The organism is Streptomyces sp. NBC_01506 (assembly GCF_045040295.1).
GTDB lineage: Bacteria > Actinomycetota > Actinomycetes > Streptomycetales > Streptomycetaceae > Streptomyces.
In genome coordinates this window covers 7,116,161-7,133,121 of the sequence record NZ_CP109422.1, presented here as the reverse complement: position 1 = coordinate 7,133,121, position 16,961 = coordinate 7,116,161, and the positions used below count along the sequence as shown (strand labels likewise).

Here is a 16,961-nt window from a genome sequence, read left to right as displayed (position 1 = left end):
GCACTTCCCCTCGCTCGGCGCTGCGCGCAAGCTGGGGAAATCCCACCGTTAGGAGCAACTGAAACCATGGCGGTTTCCGTAACCCTGCCGGCGCTCGGTGAGAGCGTCACCGAGGGCACTGTCACCCGCTGGCTGAAGGCCGAGGGCGAGCGCGTCGAGGCCGACGAGCCGTTGCTCGAGGTCTCCACCGACAAGGTCGACACCGAGATCCCGGCGCCCGCCGCCGGGGTCCTGGCATCGATCAAGGTCGCCGAGGACGAGACGGTCGAGGTCGGCGCCGAGCTGGCCGTGATCGACGACGGTTCGGGCGGCGCTCCCGCCGCCGAGGCGCCGCAGCAGGCCGCGGCTCCGGCCGAGGCCGAGGCCGCGCCCGCGCCGGCTCCCGCCCCCGTTCAGGAGGCCCCGGCGGCCCCCGCCGCCGTGGTCACCGAGGCTCCGGCGCCCGCGCCGGCCGCCGAGGCGCCGGCCGGCGGCTCCGACCAGGGCACGGACGTCACACTCCCGGCGCTCGGCGAGAGCGTCACCGAGGGCACCGTCACGCGCTGGCTCAAGGAGGTCGGCGAGTCGGTTGAGGCCGACGAGCCGCTGCTGGAGGTCTCGACGGACAAGGTCGACACCGAGATTCCCGCCCCGGTCGCCGGTGTGCTGCTGGAGATCGTGGTCGCCGAGGACGAGACCGCCGAGGTCGGCGCGAAGCTGGCCGTGATCGGCGCCGCGGGTGCCGCTCCGGCGGCCCCGGCCGCACCGGCTCCCGCCGCGCCGCGGCAGGAGGCTCCCGCCTCGACCCCGGCCCCTGTCGCTCCGGCTCCCGCGCCGGCCCCGCAGGCAGCACCGCCCGCTCCCGCCCCGGCTCCGCAGCAGCAGGCCCCGGCGCCCGCTCCCGTGGCTGCCCCGGCCCCGGCCCCGTCGGCTCCGGTCGCTCCCGCCACCGCCGCCGCCGTCTCCGGTGACGAGGGCGCGTACGTGACTCCGCTCGTACGCAAGCTCGCCGCCGAGAACGGCGTCGACCTGGCCTCGGTCAGGGGCACCGGCGTCGGTGGCCGCATCCGTAAGCAGGATGTCGCCGCCGCCGCGGAGGCCGCCAAGGCCGCCGCACAGGCTCCGGCGTCCGCCGCCCCGGCTCCCGCCGCGTCGAAGGCCCCCAAGCTGGAGGTCTCCCCGCTGCGTGGCCAGACGATCAAGATGCCGCGCATGCGCAAGGTCATCGGCGAGAACCTGATGAAGGCGCTGCACGGCCAGGCTCAGCTCACGTCGGTCATCGAGGTCGACATCACGAAGCTGATGAAGCTGCGCGCGCAGGCCAAGGACGCCTTCGCCGCCCGTGAGGGCGTGAAGCTGTCCCCGATGCCGTTCTTCGTCAAGGCCGCGGCCCAGGCGCTGAAGGCGAACCCCGCCGTCAACGCCCGTATCAACGAGGGCGAAGGCACCATCACGTACTTCGACTCGGAGAACATCGGCATCGCCGTGGACTCCGAGAAGGGTCTGATGACGCCGGTCATCAAGGGCGCGGGCGACCTCAATCTGGCCGGCATCGCCAAGAAGACCGCCGAGCTGGCGGCCAAGGTCCGCGGCAGCAAGATCACACCGGACGAGCTGTCCGGCGCGACCTTCGCCATCAGCAACACCGGCTCACGCGGCGCCCTGTTCGACACGATCATCGTGCCCCCGAACCAGGTCGCCATCCTGGGCATCGGCGCGACGGTCCGCCGCCCGGTGGTCATCAACCACCCGGATCTCGGCGAGACGATCGCGGTGCGCGACATGGTCCACGTCGTGCTCTCCTACGACCACCGCCTGGTGGACGGCGCCGACGCCGCCCGCTACCTGGTGGCGGTCAAGGGAATCCTGGAAGCGGGCGAGTTCGAGGTCGAGCTGGGCCTCTAGCCTTCCGTATCCGTAACGATGACGGCGCCCCCGCCCGGAGAGATCCGGCCGGGGGCGCCGTCACGTACCGGCGGCGCGGTACCGGCAGCGCACCGTCCTCGAAGGAGGACTCGCGTAAAGGTCTCGTCCTGCCTCAGTCATGATCCCCCTGGCGCCCCGGCCGGGAGAGGTAACCTCGGCCACGCCCACCCGAAGGAGCCCCGTCATGATCCCGCCCGTCGTCCACTCGCTGCGCGAGCAGATCCGCGAGCACATCGTGGAGGGCATCGTCAGCGGGCGCTGGAAGCCGGGCGAGCGGATCGTCGAGCGGCGGATCGCGACCGAGCTGGCGGTCAGCCAGACGCCCGTACGCGAGGCGCTGCGCGAGCTGGAGTCGCTGCGGCTGATCGAGTCGGCGCCCAACAAGGGCGTACGCGTACGGAATCTGACCGCCGCCGATCTCGAGGAGAGTTACCCGGTGCGGGCCGGTCTGGAGCAGATCGCCGCCGAGCTGGCCGCCGAGAAGCTGGCCGCCGACACCTCCGCCCTGGAGCCGCACGTGACGGCGCTGTACGAGGCCGACCGGCGGGCGGACGGGACCGCGCAGGTGCGCCACACCGTCGACTTCCACCGCGAGCTGGTGCGCGCCGCCGGGAACGGCGTGCTGCTGCACACCTGGGAAGGTCTGGGCATCGAGGTGTTCACGGCGCTGTCGATCCGGTGGCTGGGCACCGTCCAGAAGTCGTACGCGGAGGAGCACCAGGAGCTGGTGGAGGCTTTCCGGCGGCGGGATCCGCGCATCGGCGCACTGGTGAAGGACCACGTGCTCGGATGTGCGCCGCGCGCCTGATCAGGCGCCCGATTCGTACCGTTTCATCGCGTCACCGCGTGCCCCGCCCACCGGCACTGAATGCCAATTTGTTCAGATCATGAAATTTTGCCGTCAACTCTTTGATCGATCATCGATCAGCGACTTACAGTCGACAGCGGGCTGTACCCCGGCCCATCGCCCTGTCCTGCCAGACAAGGCTCCTCTTCACCGACTCCACCGACTCCACCACCCCCTCCTGTGTGACCCGGAAGGCGGCGACCATGCCCGACCCCGTAGGCAAGCTTCCGAGCGAGCTCGACCAGCTCCCGGACCGCGACGCCGAGGAAACCGCCGAGTGGGCGGCCTCACTCGACGCCGTCACCGAGCACGCGGGCCCGCACCGTGCGGCGTATCTGATGCGGCGCACGCTCCAGCACGCCGAACGGGCCGGGATTCCCGTGCCCGCTCTGCTGGAGACGGACTATGTGAACACCATCCCGACCGCCGCCGAGCCCGCCTTCGGCGGCGACGAGGCGATGGAGACCCGTATCGCGGGCTGGAACCGCTGGAACGCCGCCGCGATGGTCACCCGTGGCTCACGCCTGGGCGTCGGCGGCCATATCGCCACCTTCGCCTCGGCCGCCTGGCTCTACGAGACGGGCTTCAACCACTTCTTCCGGGGGAAAGAGGGCGACGGTTCGGGCGACCAGCTCTACATACAGGGCCACGCCTCCCCCGGCATCTACGCCCGCGCGTTCCTCGACGGCCGGCTCACCGAGGCCCAGCTCGACAACTTCCGTCAGGAGGCCGGCGGCAACGGCCTCCCCTCCTACCCGCACCCGCGGCGGCTGCCCTGGCTGTGGGAGTTCCCCACCGTCTCGATGGGTCTGGGCCCGCTCTCCGCGATCTACCAGGCGCGTTTCAACCGCTACCTGACGAACCGCGGGATCAAGGACACCTCCGCCTCCCACGTATGGGCGTTCCTCGGCGACGGCGAGATGGACGAGCCCGAGTCGACGGCGGCACTGGCCCTCGCGGCCCGCGAAGGGCTCGACAACCTCACCTTCGTCATCAACTGCAACCTCCAGCGGCTCGACGGCCCCGTCCGGGCGAACTTCAAGATCGTGCAGGAGCTGGAGTCCCAGTTCCGCGGCGCGGGCTGGAACGTCGTCAAGTCGCTGTGGGGCTCCGCCTGGGACGAACTGTTCGCGCTCGACACCACGGGCGCCCTCGTACGGAGGCTGCGCGCGGTGCCGGACGCGCAGTTCCAGACGTACGCGACCCGCGACGTGGCCTACATCCGTGAGCACTTCTTCGGCGCCGAGCCCGCGCTCGCCGAGCTGGCGAAGCTGCTGACGGACGCGAAGATCGCCGAGTGCTTCCACACCTCGCGCGGTGGCCACGAGGCCCGCAAGGTGTACGCGGCCTACCGTGCCGCGCTCGCCCACCAAGGCGCACCGACCGTCGTGCTCGCCCAGACGGTGAAGGGCTACACGCTCGGCACCGGCTTCGAGTCGCGCAACGCCAACCACCAGATGAAGAAGCTCTCCGGCGAGCAGTTCCGCACGATGCGGGACCTGCTGGAACTTCCCATCCCCGACTCGGCGTTGAACGAAGACCTGGTGCCCTACGGGCACCCCGGCGCCGACTCCCCCGAAGTCCGCTATCTGCAAGAGCGGCGTGCGGAGCTCGGCGGGCCCGCCCCGGCCCGCCGAGTGCATGCCGTCGCCCCCCTGCCCGAGCCCTCCGAGAAGGCGTTCAGTGCCGTCTACAAGGGCTCGGGCAAGCAGTCGGTCGCCACGACGATGGCGTTCGTCCGGCTGGTCAAGGACCTGATGCGGGACAAGGAGACCGGCCGGCGCTGGGTCCCGATCGTCCCGGACGAGGCGCGTACGTTCGGCATGGAGGCCCTGTTCCCGTCGGCCGGCATCTACTCCCCGCTGGGCCAGACGTACGACCCGGTCGACCGCGACCAGATCATGTACTACCGGGAGGCCAAGGACGGCCAGATCCTCAACGAGGGGATCACCGAGGCCGGTTCGATGGCCGACTTCATCGCCGCCGCGACGTCGTACGCGACACACGGCGAGACGATGATCCCGTTCTACATCTTCTACTCGATGTTCGGCTGGCAGCGCACGGGCGACCAGATGTGGCAGCTCGCCGACCAGCTCGGCAGGGGCTTCGTCGTCGGCGCGACGGCCGGCCGTACGACCCTGACGGGCGAGGGCCTTCAGCACGCGGACGGCCACTCGCACCTGCTCGCCGCGACGAACCCGGCCTCCCTCAACTACGACCCGGCGTTCGCGTACGAGATCGCGGTCATCGTCAAGGACGGTCTGCGGCGGATGTACGGCCAGGCCGCCCCCGGCGAGGACTCGAACGTCTTCTACTACCTCACCGTCTACAACGAGCCGATGCCGCAGCCCGCCATGCCCGAGGGCGTGGAGGAGGGCATCGTCAAGGGGCTGTACCGCTTCAAGGAGGGCGTGCCCGCCAAGGCGGACTCGCCGAGGCTCCAGCTCCTCGCCTCCGGCACGGCCATCCACTGGGTCCTCGAGGCCCAGGAACTGCTCGCCGCCGAGTGGGGAGTGACGGCCGACGTCTGGTCCGCGACGTCCTGGGGCGAGCTGCGCAGGGACGCCCTGGAGGCCGACGAGGCGCTGCTGCGCGGCGAGCAGCGCACCCCGTACGTCACCCGCGCCCTGGAAGGGGCGCCGGGACCGGTGCTGGCCGTCAGCGACTGGATGCGCCAGGTGCCCGACCAGATCAGCCAGTGGGTCGAGCAGGACTACTCCTCGCTCGGTACGGACGGCTTCGGCCTCTCCGACACGCGTGAAGCGGCCCGTCGCCACTTCGGTGTCGACGCCCGCTCGATCACCGTCGCGGCGCTCGCGCAGCTCGCGCGGCGCGGCGAGGTGCCCGCGTCGGCGGTCAAGGAGGCGCGCGAGCGCTACGGGCTCTGAGCGCTACGGGCTCTGAACGACGCGTCCTCGGTAAGGAAGCGGCTTCCGCCGGACCCTCGTGGTCGTCGGTGGAGGCCGCTTCCTCATGAGGTTCCTCATGAGGTTCCTTATGAGGTCACGGCCGCGCCATGCTTGACCCTGACACCGTGTGAAGCCGTGCAGTAGGGGACGTCATGTTCACCATCGGAGATTTCGCCAGACACGGCCGCGTATCGGCCCGCATGCTGCGCCACTACGACGCGATCGGGCTGCTGCGGCCCGACCGTACCGACCCGTTCAGCGGCTACCGCTACTACACGGCGGCTCAGCTCTCCCAGCTCAACCGGGTCATCGCCCTGAAGGATCTCGGCTTCACTCTCCAGCAGGTGCGGGAGATCCTCGCGGACCGCGTGAGCCCGGACCAACTGCGCGGGATGCTCACACTGCGGCGGGCCGAGCTGGAAGCGGCGATGGCGGCGACGGCCGCCACGCTGGGCCAGGTCGAGGCGAGGCTCCGGTCGATCGAGAGCGAGGGGCGTATGCCCACCGAGGACGTCGTCGTCAAGAAGATCCCCGCGGTACGGCTCGCCGAGCTGACCGCCACCGCCGAGAGTTACGCCCCCGAGCACATCGGCCCCGTCATCGTCCCTCTGTACGAGGAGCTGTTCCGGCGCCTGGAGGCGGCGGGCGTGGCTCCCACGGGGCCCGGCGTCGCCCACTACGAGGACGACCCCGAGGGGAACGGCGCGATCACCGTCCACGCGGGGGTGACGGTCACCGTCGAACCCGCCCCCGGCCAGGACTTCGCGATCGTGGACCTGCCCGCCGTCGAGCGGGCCGCGACGATCGTGCACCGGGGCCCGATGGCGGCGATCGTGCCGACGGCCCAGATCCTGGCCCGCTGGATCGACGCGGGCGACCACCGCTCGGCGGGCTACGCGCGCGAGGTCAGCCTCGAATGCCCGGCGGACAAGGACAAATGGGTGACGGAACTCCAGGAGCCCCTGGCGTAGCAGGCCCCGTCCGGCCGGGGCGGCGTGCGTGGACAATGGCTGCATGCGCGCTGCCCGGCTGATCAAGATGGTGCTGCTCCTCCAGGCGCGGCCCGCCATGACCGGGGCCGAGCTGGCCCGGGAGCTGGAGGTGTCCGAGCGCACCGTCACACGCGACGCCCTGGCCCTCTCCGAGGCCGGAGTGCCGGTCTACGCGGACCGGGGGCGCTCGGGCGGCTACCGGCTCGTCGGCGGCTACCGCACCCGCCTCACGGGCCTGGCACGCGGCGAGGCGGAGGCCCTGTTCCTGTCCGGGCTGCCCGACGCGCTGCGTGAGATGGGCCTCGACGACGCCGCGTCCGCCGCCCGGCTGAAGGTGTCGGCGGCGCTGCTGCCCTCCCTGCGGGACGCGTCGGACTCGGCGGCGCAGCGGTTCCACCTGGACGCGCCCGGCTGGTACAAGGAGCCGCAGACGCCGAAGCTACTGCCGGCCGTCGCCGAGGCCGTGTGGGACGACCGCACCGTCGTCGCCCGCTACCGGCGCCAGGACGCCGAGGTGGAGCGGGAGTTGGCACCGTACGGACTCGTGCTCAAGGCGGGCGTCTGGTATCTCTGCGCCCACGTCGACGCGTCCTTCCGGGTCTACCGGATCGACCGCTTCACACAGGTCACGCTCTTGGACGAGCGCTTCGAACGGGACGGATCCTTCGACCTGCCCGCCTTCTGGGACGAGCGCGCGGCACAGTTCGCCCGGTCGATCCTCCGTACGGAGGTGGTGCTCCGGCTCTCCCCCGAGGGTCTGCGCCAACTGCCGTATCTGACCGACCGGGCCTCGGCCCAGGAAGCGGTGGACGCGGCCGGTGCGCCGGACGAGGACAACTGGACAACCCTCACGCTTCCGGTCGAGTCGGCCGACGTGGCGTTCTCCCAGCTCCTCGCCTTCGGCCCGGAGCTGGAGGTGCTGGAGCCGGCGGAGCTGCGCGCCCGCTTCGCCGACTCCGCCGAGCGCACCGCGCGTCTCTACCGGTAGCCGTCCATGGGGATCTGCGTGCCGGGCGCCGCCGCCTCGGCCGCCATGTACGCCCATACGTCCGGCCGGCTGCCGTCCGTGTCCGTGACGCCGTACTCCCGCGCCAACCGCCCGCTGGACAACGCCTGCCCGGCCCAGCGCTCCCGCTGCGGGTCGGCGACGAGCGCCGCGACGCCCCTGCCCAGGTACACCGGCGTCTCCGAGAGCGCGAAGTGCCGGTGGATCTTGATGCCGTCCCGCCAGTTCTCCTCGGTGATGCCGAAGCCGTCAAGCATCTCCTCGGACCGCAGGAAGCCGGGCGTGACGGCGACCGCCGTACCGCCCACCTTCTTCAGCTCCTCGGCCAGCAGATAGGCCATCCGGATAGGGGCGTTCTTGGCGAGGTCGTAGTAGAAGTTCTCGCGCGGCGTCCTGTTCGACTCGGCGGTGCCGTCGGTGACCTCGACGACCAGCCCACCCGGCCGCCGGACCAGCAGCGGCAGCGCGACGGCGCTGGTGATCAGATGGGTCTTCACCCCCAGATCGAGCATCCGCAGCCCGCGCTCGAGATCCAGCTCCCACACCGGGGTGTCGAAGTCGAGGAGCTTGTTCCCGCCCCACACATCGTTGACCAGCACATCCAGTTGGCCCCGCTCCCGGTCGATCCGCTCCACCAGCGCCCGTACCCGCTCGATCTGAAGATGGTCGGTCGGTACGGCGACGCCCTCGCCGCCCGCGCGGGTGACCAGCTCGGCGGTCTCCTCGATGGTCTCCGTGGGCCGCCCCACCTCGCTGACCTTCTCCCGCGTGGTGCGCCCCGTCACGTACACCGTCGCCCCGGCGGCGCCCAGCTCCACGGCGATCGCCCGGCCCGCGCCCCGGGTGGCCCCGGCCACCAGGGCGATCTTTCCCGTCAACGGCTTCAACGGCTTGTCGGTCATCAGCCGGCTCCCTCTCTCTCGGTCCTTCACGGCGACCGTTCCACGGAAAGGAGACATCTTCTGTCCGGCTTGGCGGGTGTCCCGCGGATCTCCCCCGCTTTCCGCGCTCCGCGTGCGCCGGCCCGCACCAAGCACGATGCTGTACCCGTGACCGACGAGACGGAGTTCTGGGAGATCATCGACGCCACGCGTGAGGCGGCCGGCGGTGACCCGGACGAGCACGCCGATCTCCTCGTGGAGCGGCTGCTCCAGTTGGACCCCGACTCGGTCCTGGACTTCGCCCGGCACTTCGAGACCCGCTACAACCGCGCGTACCACTGGGATCTGTGGGCCGCCGCCGCGATCCTGCTCGGCGGCGCGAGCGACGACGCGTTCGACTACTTCCGCTGCTGGCTCATCGGCCAGGGCCGGGAGATGTTCGAGGGCGCCGTGCACGACCCCGACAGCCTCGCCGAACTCATCGGCGAGTTCGACGAGGAGGTCGACGGCGACGGCGAGGAGCTGGGGTACGCGGCCGACGAGGCGTACGAACAGCTCACCGGCTCCGTCGCGCCCGACCTGGGGGTCGCCCCGCAGGCCCCGGAGCCCGAGGGCACCCCCGTCGACTTCGAGGACTCACAGGCGCTCGCCGACCGGCTGCCGCGCCTGTGGGAACGGTTCGGCGTCGACTGACCGCCCACGCGTCTTCAGACGTCCAGCGAACGCCCCATCAGCACGTCGTCCACGTACTGCCGGTCCAGGAAGAACTCCCCCGGCAGTACGCCCTCCACCACGAAGCCCGCCGACTCGTAGAGGGCGCGCGCCGGCTTGTTGTGCCCGAGCACACGCAGCGTCATACGCACCGCACCCTCGGCGCGCGCCCGCTCCATCGCCGCCCGCAGCAGCAGCCTCGCCACGCCCCGGCCGCGCGCCCACTCGTGCACGGCGAGCCCCTGGATCTGCCGGACGTGCGCGTTGCAGGCCAGCGGCGTGGGCGGCACCGTCCGGAGATAGCCCGCGATCCGGCCGTCGACCTCGGCGATCAGATAGTCGTCCGGCCGGTGCCGGGCGTCGAAGAACGGCTCGAACGGCGGCTCCTGCCTGGGTGCCACCGCGTGCAGAAAGGACCAGGTGTCGTGGTCGAGGCGGCTCAGGGCGCCGTCGTCCGAGGGGAGCGCGGCACGTATGTGTGGTTCGGGCATGACATCAACTGTCCCATGTGGGCGGGCAACGGCAGGATGGTCTTTATGAGGATCGCGATCACCGGCTCCAACGGGCTTATCGGCACGGCGCTCACGCGCTCCCTGCGAGCGGACGGGCACGAGGTGGTGCGCCTGGTCCGGCATCCCTCCCGGGCGGGCGACGAGGTCGAGTGGGACCCCTCCCGCCAGTACGTGGACGTGAGCGGGCTGTACGGCTGCGAGGCCGTCGTCCATCTGGCGGGCGCGGGGGTCGCGGACCACCGGTGGACCGACGCGTACAAGAAGGAGATCAGGGACAGCCGCGTCCTCGGTACGGCGGCGATCGCCGAGGCCGTGGCTTCCCTCGACACCCCGCCGAAGGTCCTGGTGTGCGGATCGGCCATCGGCTACTACGGCGACACGGGCGACCGCGCGGTGGACGAGTCGGCGCCGCCGGGCGAGGGGTTCCTGCCCTCCGTGTGCGTCGAATGGGAGGACGCGGCGGCCCCCGCGGCGGACGCGGGCGTACGGACGGTGTTCGCCCGCACGGGGCTCGTCGTGGCCCGCGAGGGCGGCGCGTGGGGGCGGCTGTTCCCCATCTTCCGGGCGGGGGTGGGCGGCCGGCTGGGCAACGGGGAGCAGTACTGGAGCTTCATCTCCCTGCACGACCACGTGGCGGCGCTACGGCATCTGATCGACACGGAGTCCCTGTCGGGCCCGGTGAACCTGACCGCCCCCGAACCGGTGACGAACCGTGAGGTCACGGCGGCGATGGGGCGCGTGCTGCACCGCCCGACGGTCTTCGCGGTGCCGTCCGTGGCACTGAAGGCGGCGCTGGGCGAGTTCTCGGCGGACGTACTGGGCAGCCAACGGGTGCGGCCGAGGCGGCTGCTGGAGTCGGGGTTCACGTTCGCGTTCCCGAAGATCGACGAATCGATTATGTCGGCGTTTCGTTGACCGTTCCGCCCGGTGGTCGGGTTGTCCTCAAGCGCCGGACGGGCTGGGTGGTTGCGGGTTTTGTTTGCCGCCTGCGGGCCGGTGGTCGTTGGCCTCAAGCGCCGGCCGGGCTTGGTGGTTGCGGTCTCGTTGCCACGGTCGGGGTGCGGGCCCTCCGGGTGGGTATGTCCGGACGGCGTGATTTACGCCGCGTGCAGGGCTCATTGGTCTCGACGGGGCCGGCATGTTCACGCGACACAAATCAGCCTGAGTGTCCGAACACCCCCACCCTCCGACCCCGCCCCCCTCCACGCCGCCCCGGCCCGCAGTTCAGGCAAACCCCACCCCCTGCGGGTTGAAGGGGGACGCGCAGGGGTCGTGTCCGGACACTAAAGCGTGATTTGTGGCGCAACCCGGACCAGCACCCTCACCAGGACCGCTGGGCGCCGTAAATCATGCCGTCCGGGCATGACCCCGGAGCGGCCCCCGGCCACCACCGCAACCACCAAGCCCGTCCGGCGCTTGAGGACGAAACGCGCCCGCAGGCGCGACCCGGCAGCACCACCGCCGGACGGCAACCCGTGCGCCCCACACGCACCCATGCCCCCGCCACTGCGCGACTGCGAACGGCCGGTTCCCTTCCTAGTCTCGAGCCGGACTCGGGTATTCCCTGAGTGGGGCCAGGGCACCAGCCCAGGACCGCACAGCCGCGCCGACCTCGGGGAGGGGCACGTGCTCAGCACTGAACATCACGCGGACGTCGTCATCATTGGCGCCGGAATCGCCGGTCTGTCGGCGGCTCACCAGCTAACCCGCGCGGGCGTAACAGTCACTGTCCTGGAGGCCGCCCCTTACATCGGCGGCAGAATGGCCACCGAGAGCCTGGACGGCTTCCGGCTCGACCGCATGGGCCAGTTGCTCAACACCTCGTACCCGGAACTGATCCGCACCCCGGCGCTCCGCGACGTCTCCTTACGGATGTTCTCGCCGGGCGTCCTCGTGCACAGCGAGGGCCGGCGCCACCGCGCGGGCGTCACCGTCACGGCGGGGAGCGCACGGGGCGCACTGACCGCCGCACGCGCCCTGGCAAGCGCCCCGCGCTCGCGGGCCGCACGGACCCGCGTCCCGAGGGCCAGGGCCGCCGGCCGGCCGGGCTCCCGCCCCCCGCTGGGCAACGCGCTCGACCAGGCCCGCCTCCACGCGGCTCTCGGCCGCCTCGCGACCACTCCGGTGAACCGTCTGCTGGCCCGCCCCGAACGCCCCGCCCTCGCCGCGCTGTCCGCGCGCGGGCTGCCCGCGCGGACGGTCGACGGCTTCGTACGCCCGTTGCTGTCCGCGCTGTTGTGCGATCCGGACCTCACCACGTCGAGCCGCTGCGCGGACCTGGCTCTGCGCAGCTTCGCCCGGGGCCGGCTGTGCGTCCCGGAGGGCGGCGCGACCGCGCTGCCGGAGCTGCTGGCGGCCACGCTGCCGCCCGGCACGGTGCGTACGGGCGTGTGCGTGACGGACGCGTCGATCAGCTCCGTCGGTACGAAGGAGCACGGCGAGATCTCCTGCCGCTCCCTGCTCGTGGCGACGGGCGCCCGCGCCGCCGCCGAGCTGCTGCCGGGCCTGCGGGTGCCCGGCTTCCACTCCGTGACGGTCCTTCACCACACGGCCCCCACACCGCCGCTGACCGATCCCGCGCTGCTGCTGGACGGGGACCGGCGCGGCGGCCCCGTCGCGCACACGGCGGTCATGAGCGCGGTGGACCCGTCGCGCGCCCCGGCCGGCCGGACGCTGATCTCCTCGACGGTGCTGGGGCTGCGTACGCCGCCTCCCGAGGCGGAGCTCGACGGCGCGGTCCGCGCGCATCTGGCCACGCTGTACGGCGTGCCGACCGCCGACTGGGAGCTGCTGGCCGTCCAGCACGACCCGGAGGCGGTCCCGGCCATGCCGCCGCCGCACGATCTGCGCCGTCAGGTGCGGCTCCTGTCGGGTCTGTACGTGTGCGGGGACCACCGCGACACCAGCACCGTCCAGGGCGCGCTCTCGTCGGGCCGCAGGGCCGCGTACGCGATCCTGGACGACCTGGGCGTACGACCGGACCACGGGACCGTCCAGCTCCCGACAGCGGCGTAGGAGGGCATACAGGGCCCCGGTCAGCCGAACGCCGCGATCCGGTCCCGGTAGTCGCGTACGGCCGGCGCGTCCCGGTACGGCTCCAGCCGCCGCTCGAAGTCCCGTACGTAGTCCACCGCACGCGCCGAGCGGATCTCCGTGGCCTGCTGCGCCGCCTCCGCTCCCAGCGCGCACGCCTGGTCCAGTTCGCCGAGTCCCAGTCGGGCGGAGGCGAGCACCACCCGGCAGAAGAGACGGCTGCGCGCGAACGCGGGTGACCGTAACTGAAGTGAGCGTTCCGCGTGTTCGACCGCCGCGCGGTACTGCTGGAGGTCGCGGTAGCAGTGCCCGAACTCGTCGGCGAGCTGTCCTTCGTCGAAGGTGCGTGCCCAGTGCGGCACGTCGTCGCCGGGCCGCGCCGACTCCAGGGCGCGCTCGGCCCGCAGGAGCGAGGCGGTGCAGGCCCGTGCCTCGCCGAGCACGCCGTGGCCGCGCGCCTCGACGGAGTGCAGCAGCGACTGCACCACGGGCGGCGCGGCGGAGCCGACGCCCTGTTGGGCGACGCGGGCGAGCTGGACCGCTTCGCGGCCGTGGCCGAGGTAGACGGCCTGGCGGCTCATGGTGATCAGGACGAAGGAGCCGTACGCCCGGTCGCCCGCCGCCTGGGACAGCCGCAGCGCCTGGACGAAGTAGCGCTGCGCGAGCCCGTGCGCCGCGATGTCGTACGAGGTCCAGCCGGCCAGCCTGGTCAGGTCGGCCGCGGCGGCGAACAGCCGCCGTCCGGTGGTCTCGCCGTACACGCCCCGCAGCATCGGCTCGCACTCGTGCTCCAGATACCGCACCAGCGCCTGCCGGGCGTGGCCGCCGCCGTACGCCTGGTCGAGGGTGCGGAACAGCTCGCTGACGGAGCGCAGGGCCGCGACGTCGCCACCGCCGACCCGCTGCCCGGCGACGCGGTCCGTCTGCCGGGCCGGCGGTACACCGGCGGGGACGGCGGCGGACTGCCGGGGCACGGTGGCGCGCCCCTGGGCGGGCACCCGTACGCCCGCGGTGTCCCCCGCGCGGACCGCACCGTCGCCGTCGCTGTCGGCGCCGCCGCCTCCGTAGGAGGGCGTGCCGTACGACGACGTCCCCGGCCCCGTGACGACGGGTCGGGGGCCGGCGGTCCGCGCCGTCGCCCGGCCGGGTCCCTGCCCCGGAAGCCGGGCCGCTCCGGCGGCCACGGACGCGGCCTGCCCGTCGTGCCCGACGCGTTCGTCGGCGCGGCCGATCAGCCAGTCGCGGCTCGGCACGACGAGCCCCGCCGGGGTGAAGGCGATCTTGCGCAGCTCCGCGTGGCTTCCCGAGTCCTTGCGCCAGAGCCCGCCGACGATGTCGACGGCTTCCTCGGGGGTCGCGGCGAATTCCAGCCCCGCGTAGACGGGCGCGCAGGCGTCCAGCCCCAGATCCTGCGCGGATAGCCGCCGGCCGAGCCGGCGTGTGAAGACCTCGGCGATCAGTGCGGGTGTGGTGCCGCGTGGCTGCTGGCCGCGCAGCCAGCGGGTTACGGATGTCTTGTCGTACCGCAGGTCGAGGCCGTGTTCGAGCCCGAGCTGGTCCACCCGGCGGGCGAGACCCGCGTTGGAGAAACCGGCTTCTGCGATGAGCGCGGCGAGCTGGCGGTTGGGGGTGCGCTGCGGAGGTCGTTCCGACATTTGCTGTACGGTCTCCTGCCTTCCGGGCCCCGGGAGCAGCCCTCATGGAACGGCGCGAATTTAGCGGTCGGAGCTGCCCGCACCGTCACGTTCGTCCCACATTCATCCGATCGTGTGAGGATTGCGATCTTCGCTGACGCGCCGCGCAGACGGCTCCGGTACGCCGCCGAGGGCCCTCCGGGCCTGCCGGGCGACCCCGCGGGACGCGGCCGTACAGTGGCTGAGGCGCGATACGTGCACCGTGCCCGGCTGTCGTGGGGACACCCTCCGATCCCGGGCGCAGAGTGAGGGAGGCAATGCCGTGAGTGAGCTGCGGTTCGTCCATCTGGGCTTCGGCGGCGACGCCGTCGAGTACCGGGAGGCGTGGCAGAGGCAGCGTGAGGTCCACGCGGCCCGCTTCGCGGACGAGGTCCCCGACACCTGCCTGCTGCTCGAACATCAGCCCGTCTACACGGCGGGGCGGCGTACGCAGGACAGCGAGCGCCCCCTGGACGGCACCCCTGTCGTGGACGTCGACCGGGGCGGCAAGATCACCTGGCACGGCCTGGGCCAGCTCGTCGGCTATCCCATCCTCAAGCTGCCGCGTCCCGTGGACGTGGTGGCGCACGTACGCCGTCTTGAGGAGGCGCTGATCCGCACGGCGACCGATTTCGGCGTGGCGACGACGCGGGTGGAGGGCCGCAGCGGCGTATGGGTGCTCGGCGATCCGGTGGAGGAGCGTCCCTCCCCGGGCGGTCTGTCGCTGGACTTCGCTCCCCGGACGGATCCCCGGGCGACCGACGGGGAGTTCGACCCCCGGCTGAACGGCCCCGAGTACGCCCCCTCCAACGCGGGCCAGCGCCGCGAGGACCGCAAGCTCGCCCAGATCGGCATCCGCGTCGCCAAGGGCGTGACGATGCACGGCTTCTCGCTGAACGTGAACCCGGACAACACCTGGTTCGACAAGATCGTGCCGTGCGGGATCCGGGACGCGGGCGTGACGTCGCTCGCGTACGAACTGGGTCACGACCTCACCGTCGCAGAGGTGCTTCCCGTGGTGGAGCACCATCTGCGCGAGGTGCTGGAGCACGCGGAGCCGAAACCCCGCGAGGCCGAGACCGGCACCTGGGCCGAGACCGGCACCTGGGCCGAAGCCGGGACCGGGGCTGTCGAGCCGGCGGTCACCTGACCGACCGGCCCGGTGACCGCCGGAGGGGGAATGCCCTTCACCGGCCACCGGTTGGCCCAATGCCATGCGATGCCATGGCCACGCAGTACCGAACAATCAACGGGCGTACTCTGGTGTTCGCCGAAGATTCGAATGCCGCGCCAGCAGAGAGAGGTGCCGGACGTGTCCGCTGTCGCACCCGACGGACGCAAGATGCTGCGCCTGGAGGTCCGGAACAGCCAGACCCCCATCGAGCGCAAGCCCGAGTGGATCAAGACCCGGGCGAAGATGGGGCCCGAGTACACCAAGATGCAGAAGCTCGTGAAAAGCGAGGGTCTGCACACCGTGTGCCAGGAGGCCGGCTGTCCCAACATCTACGAGTGCTGGGAGGACCGCGAGGCGACCTTCCTCATCGGCGGTGACCAGTGCACGAGGCGCTGTGACTTCTGCCAGATCGACACGGGCAAGCCCGAGGCGCTGGACCGCGACGAGCCGCGCCGCGTCGGCGAGTCCGTCGTCACGATGGACCTGAACTACGCCACGATCACCGGCGTCGCCCGCGACGACCTGGCGGACGGCGGCGCGTGGCTGTACGCGGAGACCGTGCGCCAGATCCACGCGCAGACCGCGCAGCGCGCGGCGGGCCGTACGAAGGTCGAACTCCTCATCCCCGACTTCAACGCCGAGCCCGCGGCGCTCGCCGAGGTCTTCTCCTCGCGCCCCGAGGTCCTGGCGCACAACGTCGAGACGGTGCCGAGGATCTTCAAGCGGATCCGTCCCGGCTTCCGTTACGAGCGCTCCCTCGACGTCATCACGCGGGCCCGCGAGGCCGGTCTGATCACGAAGTCCAACCTGATCCTCGGTATGGGCGAGACGCGTGAGGAGGTCAGCGACGCGCTGCGTGATCTGCACGACGCGGGCTGCGAGCTGATCACGATCACGCAGTATCTGCGGCCCTCCGCGCGCCACCACCCCGTCGAACGCTGGGTGAAGCCGCACGAGTTCGTGGAGCTGAAGGACGAGGCCGAGGCGATCGGCTACTCCGGTGTGATGTCGGGGCCGCTGGTCCGGTCCTCGTACCGCGCGGGACGGCTGTTCCAGCAGGCGTCCGAGCGCCGGGGCGCCCGGTCCGTGCGCCAGGCGGTGTGAATCCGGCGGCTCGCGCCCGTACGCTCCGCGCGCCCGCTGTGTGAATCCGAGCACAAGCGGCTACTTAACAGTAACGGCCGTGTCGCCGCGGCCCGTACGCTCCCCGCAGGTCGGGGGCCGCGTACGGGCCGCGGCGCTGTTCCGGGGCCCGGCTTCGGGCATTCACGGCCGTTTGACCGCTTGGTCACGCACTGGTAACACCGGTGGGTAACCC

The 16,961-nt window shown here is 71.8% G+C and carries 13 protein-coding genes; 10 read left to right on the top strand and 3 right to left on the bottom strand.

The features are described 5' to 3' along the window. Positions 1-66: 66 nt before the first annotated feature. The 5 genes from sucB (at position 67) to OG329_RS32005 (ending at position 7,641) form a co-directional block, all read left to right on the top strand. Positions 67-1,884, top strand: coding sequence for a 2-oxoglutarate dehydrogenase, E2 component, dihydrolipoamide succinyltransferase (gene sucB / locus OG329_RS32025; RefSeq protein ID WP_405799870.1), 1,818 nt, complete (start codon positions 67-69; stop codon positions 1,882-1,884). 205 nt (positions 1,885-2,089) lie between these two features. Continuing rightward, positions 2,090-2,713 (top strand): GntR family transcriptional regulator, encoded by a 624-nt coding sequence (locus OG329_RS32020; protein WP_405799869.1) that lies wholly within the window; start codon positions 2,090-2,092, stop codon positions 2,711-2,713. Positions 2,714-2,955: 242 nt separating this feature from the next. Continuing rightward, positions 2,956-5,640 (top strand): pyruvate dehydrogenase (acetyl-transferring), homodimeric type, encoded by a 2,685-nt coding sequence (aceE, locus tag OG329_RS32015; RefSeq protein WP_405799868.1) that lies wholly within the window; start codon positions 2,956-2,958, stop codon positions 5,638-5,640. A gap of 173 nt (positions 5,641-5,813) precedes the next feature. Then, positions 5,814-6,632: a MerR family transcriptional regulator gene (locus tag OG329_RS32010; protein WP_405799867.1), complete on the top strand. Its 819-nt coding sequence runs from the start codon at positions 5,814-5,816 to the stop codon at positions 6,630-6,632. 43 nt (positions 6,633-6,675) lie between these two features. Then, entirely contained in the window at positions 6,676-7,641 is a 966-nt protein-coding gene (locus OG329_RS32005) for a helix-turn-helix transcriptional regulator (protein ID WP_405799866.1), read from the top strand. On the opposite strand, the gene OG329_RS32000 is transcribed toward OG329_RS32005, so the two are convergent. Then, positions 7,632-8,561, bottom strand: coding sequence for an SDR family oxidoreductase (locus OG329_RS32000; protein WP_405799865.1), 930 nt, complete (start codon positions 8,559-8,561; stop codon positions 7,632-7,634). The genes OG329_RS32005 and OG329_RS32000 overlap by 10 nt on opposite strands. A 147-nt stretch (positions 8,562-8,708) precedes the next feature. On the opposite strand from OG329_RS32000, the gene OG329_RS31995 reads away from it, so the two are divergent. Beyond that, positions 8,709-9,233: a DUF4240 domain-containing protein gene (locus OG329_RS31995; RefSeq protein WP_405799864.1), complete on the top strand. Its 525-nt coding sequence runs from the start codon at positions 8,709-8,711 to the stop codon at positions 9,231-9,233. Positions 9,234-9,247: 14 nt separating this feature from the next. On the opposite strand, the gene OG329_RS31990 is transcribed toward OG329_RS31995, so the two are convergent. Continuing rightward, positions 9,248-9,742 carry a GNAT family N-acetyltransferase gene (locus tag OG329_RS31990; protein ID WP_405799863.1) on the bottom strand — a complete coding sequence of 165 codons (495 nt, stop codon included), beginning with the start codon at positions 9,740-9,742 and terminating at the stop codon, positions 9,248-9,250. A 36-nt stretch (positions 9,743-9,778) separates the two neighbouring features. Between OG329_RS31990 and OG329_RS31985 the strand changes: the two genes are divergently transcribed. Both OG329_RS31985 and OG329_RS31980 read left to right on the top strand, forming a co-directional pair. Continuing rightward, on the top strand, positions 9,779-10,678 hold the full coding sequence (locus OG329_RS31985) for a TIGR01777 family oxidoreductase (protein ID WP_405802131.1): 900 nt from the start codon (positions 9,779-9,781) through the stop codon (positions 10,676-10,678). Positions 10,679-11,257: 579 nt separating this feature from the next. Beyond that, positions 11,258-12,778, top strand: coding sequence for an FAD-dependent oxidoreductase (locus OG329_RS31980; protein WP_405799862.1), 1,521 nt, complete (start codon positions 11,258-11,260; stop codon positions 12,776-12,778). A gap of 20 nt (positions 12,779-12,798) precedes the next feature. Here the strand turns inward: OG329_RS31980 and OG329_RS31975 are convergent, their stop codons facing one another. Then, positions 12,799-14,451: a regulator gene (locus OG329_RS31975; protein ID WP_405799861.1), complete on the bottom strand. Its 1,653-nt coding sequence runs from the start codon at positions 14,449-14,451 to the stop codon at positions 12,799-12,801. A gap of 301 nt (positions 14,452-14,752) precedes the next feature. Between OG329_RS31975 and lipB the strand changes: the two genes are divergently transcribed. Then, positions 14,753-15,619 carry a lipoyl(octanoyl) transferase LipB gene (lipB, locus tag OG329_RS31970; RefSeq protein ID WP_405799860.1) on the top strand — a complete coding sequence of 289 codons (867 nt, stop codon included), beginning with the start codon at positions 14,753-14,755 and terminating at the stop codon, positions 15,617-15,619. 162 nt (positions 15,620-15,781) lie between these two features. After that, positions 15,782-16,747, top strand: coding sequence for a lipoyl synthase (gene lipA, locus OG329_RS31965; protein WP_405799859.1), 966 nt, complete (start codon positions 15,782-15,784; stop codon positions 16,745-16,747). The last annotated feature ends 214 nt before the right edge of the window (positions 16,748-16,961 follow it).